The sequence below is a fragment of the Marinilabilia sp. genome (genome assembly GCF_016278715.1).
Classification (GTDB): Bacteria; Bacteroidota; Bacteroidia; order Bacteroidales; family Marinilabiliaceae; genus Marinilabilia.
Window position 1 is genome coordinate 1 of sequence record NZ_JADQBH010000008.1, and the last position, 5,086, is coordinate 5,086.

Annotated in this window: 4 protein-coding genes and 1 pseudogene; all 5 read right to left on the reverse strand. The window is 41.5% G+C overall.

Features of this window, described 5'->3' with window-relative positions; all coding sequences use genetic code 11:
• Positions 1-235, reverse strand: a pseudogene (locus QZZ43_RS00440) (diguanylate cyclase); the annotation flags it as partial.
• Between the two features lie 86 nt (positions 236-321).
• The gene (locus tag QZZ43_RS00445) at positions 322-996 is read right to left on the reverse strand and encodes a YggS family pyridoxal phosphate-dependent enzyme (protein ID WP_291854801.1); all 675 of its coding nucleotides are present in this window, start codon (positions 994-996) and stop codon (positions 322-324) included.
• Between the two features lie 279 nt (positions 997-1,275).
• Positions 1,276-2,526 (reverse strand): DUF1015 family protein, encoded by a 1,251-nt coding sequence (locus QZZ43_RS00450; protein WP_291854804.1) that lies wholly within the window; start codon positions 2,524-2,526, stop codon positions 1,276-1,278.
• Positions 2,527-2,706: 180 nt separating this feature from the next.
• A complete protein-coding gene (locus tag QZZ43_RS00455; RefSeq protein WP_291854806.1) occupies positions 2,707-3,630 on the reverse strand; it encodes an NAD(P)-dependent oxidoreductase in 924 nt (307 codons plus the stop codon).
• Between the two features lie 59 nt (positions 3,631-3,689).
• Positions 3,690-4,757 carry a 3-phosphoserine/phosphohydroxythreonine transaminase gene (serC, locus tag QZZ43_RS00460; protein WP_291854809.1) on the reverse strand — a complete coding sequence of 356 codons (1,068 nt, stop codon included), beginning with the start codon at positions 4,755-4,757 and terminating at the stop codon, positions 3,690-3,692.
• Between the last annotated feature and the right edge of the window lie 329 nt (positions 4,758-5,086).

Genomic DNA, 5,086 nt, shown 5'->3' on the forward strand with positions numbered 1-5,086 from the left:
TGTATTCCCGAACATAATCCATTGCTTCGGGGTAATCAAATCCGTGTCCACCTCTTATCTCGTTGTTGATTTCATGATTGATTTGCTCTTCAAAAAGGGATTTCAAAACAACAGCTCCGGCTCCTGCCGCTTCGAGTTTCTTTATTTGTTCAACGCTATTGGTTAATCCCGAGCTGCTGACAACAACCGGATTTTTCAATTTTAATCCCAGATATGTAGTCTCTAAATTTGCCATGTCCTAATATGATTTATCCGATTTTCTTCAAAATTTGCCAAACAAATATAATCAAAAGCCGAAAAGTCCCAACCATCGGTGTTTGATTACCTGTAATTGCGCTCTCCAAAAATGGAACTTCCTATGCGCACCATATTGCTTCCTTCAGCAACAGCTGTTTCATAATCGCCTGACATGCCCATGCTTAAAACAGAGAATGCGGAGTTGGTTTCAAAATATTTCTCCCCAATGAGGTCAAAGGTTTTTTTAAGATACCTAAACTCTGAGGCAACTTTTTCTTCATCATTGGTAAAAGTGGCCATCCCCATCAAACCATGGATTTCCACATTAGAAAAACTCCTGAATTCTTCACTTTCCAAAAGTTCAAACAATTCATTTTCATCGAGACCAAACTTGGTCTCTTCGCTGGCAATATGCATCTGAAGCAAACATGGAATAATCCGCTCATTTCTGGCGCCTTCCTTGTTTATGGCCCGTAAAAGGCGCAAGCTGTCAACCCCATGAATTAAAGCCACAAAGGGTGCAATATATTTCACTTTGTTGCGCTGCAGATGACCAATCATGTGCCATTGGATATCCTTTGGAAGATTCTCCTGCTTATCAACCAGCTCCTGCACCTTGTTCTCGCCAAAAATACGCTGCCCCTCCTCATAAGCTTCCATAATCATCTCGTTGGGCTGGGTTTTCGAAACCGCTACAAGGGTTACATATTCCGGCAATTGCTCCTTAATACTTTTAAGATTCTGACTGACTGAAGACATACTACAATTGTTTTTTACTAAAAATCCCGGTCGAAATTCGTAGATCTGCTTAAATAACTTAGGGCTTTAAAATGGTTCTTTTGCACTGCATCTTTCTTGCCATCTTATTAAACGGCAAGCTATTCGCAACATTTTCAAGTCGATAAAGGACAAAACAACTTGGTTTAAAGTGGGTAATTTATCTCATTACAACTCCAGAATGACAAGTTACCAACAAAACACAGCGGGAACAATTAAAATATCACTAACCTTCACCAGACTGATAACAAGAATGCTTTATTACAGTTCATGAATAACCAATCCTGATCGAAGCTTGGGTTCAAACCAGGTCGTCTTCGGAGGCATAATATTTCCTGTATCGGCGATATCAATAAGTTGCTGCATAGAGACTGCATAAAGGGCAAAAGCCACTTTCATTTCGCCGGAATCCACACGTCGCTTCAGCTCTCCGAGACCACGAATACCACCGATAAAGTCAATACGTTTCGAGGTTCTCAGGTCTTTAATACCAAGCAACTTATCAAGCACCTGATTCGAAAGAATCGTCACATCCAATACCCCGATGGGGTCCTGGTCGTTGTAAGTACCTTCTTTAGCCTGAAGCCTGTACCATTTTCCGTCCAGGTACATGCTAAACTCATGCAACTTAGCAGGCTTATAGATTTCAGAACCAATCTCCTTTATTTCAAAAGCATCAGAAAGTTTTTCCAACAATTCCTCCTCCGACATACCATTCAGGTCCTTTACCACTCGGTTGTAGTCAATGATTTCCAACTGATTGTCGGGAAAATGAACCGCCATAAAGTAGTTATACTCTTCCTTTCCGGTATGGTTGGGGTTGGCAGCCTTTCGTTCCAGCCCAACTCTGGCTGCAGCAGCAGTCCGATGGTGTCCGTCGGCCACATAAGTGCAGGGTACCTTTTCTGCAAACAGGTTTTCCAGTCGTTTATTGGTCTCAGCATTTTCTATCACCCAAAAATGATGACCAAACCCATCATCCTCCGCAGTAAAATCATACTCGGGCTCCTGCCCTTCTACAATGTTTTTTACGATGGCATCAATCTCCGGAACCGCCTTGTAACTAAAGAATACCGGCTCCAGGTTGGCATTATTGGTCCGGATATGCACCATGCGATCCTCCTCTTTCTCGGGACGCGTCAGTTCATGCTTTTTAATAATTCCATTCTCATAATCAGAGCAAGCCGCACACCCTACAATTCCGTACTGGGTGCGTTCATTCATGGTTTGTGCATAAATATAAAACCGGGGTTCCTCCTCGCGAACCAGCCAGCCTTGTTGTTTAAATCTTTGAAAATTTTCGGCCGATTTATTGTAAACCTCATCCGAATGCACATCCACATCCTGCTCACAATCAATCTCCGCTCTGGTAATATGCAACAATGAGTAATCTTTTTCTTCGGCCATCTTTGCAGCTTCCTGCGCATTCATCACATCGTAGGGCAGACACGACAGTGCGGCCGCAATTTCTTTGGGAGGACGAAGGCCCATAAATGGTTTTACTATTGCCATATTTTTAAGAATTTATTTGGTAAAAATCTGTTTTTATGAAAGAGAGCATTAAGTAATAAAAAATTCCGCTTTCCCGGAAAAGAAACACTTCTTTTTTTGAGAACATAATACAACAAAACCCGAAAAAGTCTCAATAAGCAAAGACATTTTCGGGCCTGTAATATATAGCAAATGGATGTACTACTTGTTCACCCGGAAAGTTTCATCACCATTCTTAAAGAACTTAACAATCTGATTGGCGGCAGCCACTCCCGCGTTAATATTTGCTTCAGAAGTCTGAGCGCCCATTTTCTTAGGTGTAAAGAAGAAACGTCCGGGGAATTTCTCTTCAAAAACAGCCATATTGTCGGGTGCAATATCGGAAAGATAAGCAAAGTCGGCACGCTTTTCCATCAAAGCAACAACACCCTCTTCATCAATTACTTCTTTACGGGCTGTATTTATTAAAACAGCACCCTCCGGCATTTTGTCAAGCAAGTCAGCATTGATCGATTTTTTGGTTTTATCGTTCGCAGGAATATGCAGTGAAACATACTGACAGGTACTGTACAATTCTTCAACAGAAGATACAGGAATGATACCATCGGCCTTGATTCTAGCATCGTCCACAAATGGGTCGAAAGCATAAACTTCCATCCCGAAGCCTTTGGCAATTTTGGCTACATACAACCCCACATTACCGTAGGCATGAATCCCCAGTTTTTTTCCGCGAAGCTCAGTTCCGGCTGTTCCGTTGAATTGATTTCGGGCCTGAAAAACCATCATTCCAAAAACAAGTTCAGCCACCGCGTTTGAATTTTGGCCGGGGGTATTCATCGCCACAACGTTCTTTGAAGTACAGGCTTCCAAATCCAGATTATCGAAACCGGCACCTGCCCGAACCACAATCTGAAGTTCATTGGCAGCAGCTACCACCTCGGCAGACACTTTGTCCGAACGAACTATCAAAGCGTTGACATCGGCAACGGCGGCGTTTAACTCGTGAGGTGAAGAATATTTCTCAAGCAAAGACAATGAATAGCCTGCAGCTTCTACAATCTCTTTGATTTGTGCTACAGCAGCAGGAGCAAAAGGTTTTTCGGTTGCAACCAGTATTTTCTTCATAATTGTCCAAATTTTAAACAAACAAAGGGCCTCCAAAAGCCCTTTATTGTGGTTTGAGTTTAGTGTTTCTTTTCAAATTCCTGCATGGCTTCCACAAGGGCCTTAACACTTTCGTATGGCAGAGCGTTGTAGGTCGATGCTCTGAATCCGCCCACACTTCGGTGGCCTTTAATACCAACCATTCCCTTTTCGGTGGCATAATCCAGAAAACCTTTTTCCAAATCGGCAAACTCGTCGTTCATCACAAAGCAGATATTCATCAGTGAACGGTCTTCTTTGTTGGCAGTACCTTTGAACAACTTATTGCGGTCGATCTCGTCGTAAAGCAGAGCTGCTTTCTCTTCGTTCTTTTTCTGCATGGCAGCAATGCCTCCTTGCTCTTTAAGCCACTTTAGCGTTTGCAAAGCAGCAAAAACAGGCAATACGGGAGGGGTATTAAACATCGACCCTTGGTCCGCATGGGTTCTGTAATCCAGCATGGTAGGAATATCACGCCCTGTTTTACCCAGGATCTCTTTTTTAACAATGACAAAGGTAACTCCGGCAGGTGCAAGATTCTTCTGAGCGCCGCCATAGATAATCGCATACTTTGAAACATCTATAACTCTGGAAAAAATGTCAGAAGACATATCCGCCACCAAAGGAACATTTACATCCAGGTCTTCTTTAATTTCGGTACCATAAATGGTATTGTTGGTGGTAATATGAAAGTAATCCGCATCAGCAGGCACCTCATAACCTTTTGGAATATAATTGTAATTGGCATCTTTTGATGAAGCAACTTCCACTACTTCGCCGAAAAATTTAGCTTCTTTCATGGCTTTAGCAGCCCAGGCACCAGTGTTCAGATAAGCCGCTTTTTTCTTCATCAGATTATAGGGAACCATACAAAACTGCATACTTGCTCCCCCACCCAGAAAAAGCACTTCATAATCATCGGGAATATTGAGCAACTCTTTGAAAAGCGCCTGCGCCTCATCCATAACGGCAACAAACTCTTTTCCGCGGTGCGAAACTTCCATCACGGACAGGCCGGTACCTGCAAAATTCAAAACAGCATCAGCTGTATTTTTAATGGTAGATTCAGGTAAAATCGATGGTCCTGCATAAAAGTTGTGTTTCTTCATCACCAGTAAGTTTTATTAAATGAGAATATACAATAATGTTACGTTATTAAAATTAATTGCAAGAGAATCGTTTGCAAAATTATTAAATGATAAGTCAGACTTGTCTGTTTTGTAAGATTCTGAAACAAGAGGTGATTTTTATCACGGTTCAAAGTTAATGATTTATGATTTTTTATTCATCTGTTTGTCATATTTTTTTTCATAACTGAACAGAACCTTTTATCTCACAAAAAAATCATTAACCTCGTAAAATGTACAACCTATATCAATAGTGTCCTAAACATTCTTTAAAAAATGGATTTCATCCCTTAAACCCTGATCCCGATTAT

What these genes read in the sequence shown, in the direction of transcription:
- QZZ43_RS00455 (WP_291854806.1), bottom strand. Translation starts at nt 3,630, where the DNA reads ATGAAGAAAATACTGGTTGCAACCGAAAAACCTTTTGCTCCTGCTGCT.
- serC (WP_291854809.1), bottom strand. Translation starts at nt 4,757, where the DNA reads ATGAAGAAACACAACTTTTATGCAGGACCATCGATTTTACCTGAATCT.
- QZZ43_RS00450 (WP_291854804.1), bottom strand. Translation starts at nt 2,526, where the DNA reads ATGGCAATAGTAAAACCATTTATGGGCCTTCGTCCTCCCAAAGAAATT.
- QZZ43_RS00445 (WP_291854801.1), bottom strand. Translation starts at nt 996, where the DNA reads ATGTCTTCAGTCAGTCAGAATCTTAAAAGTATTAAGGAGCAATTGCCG.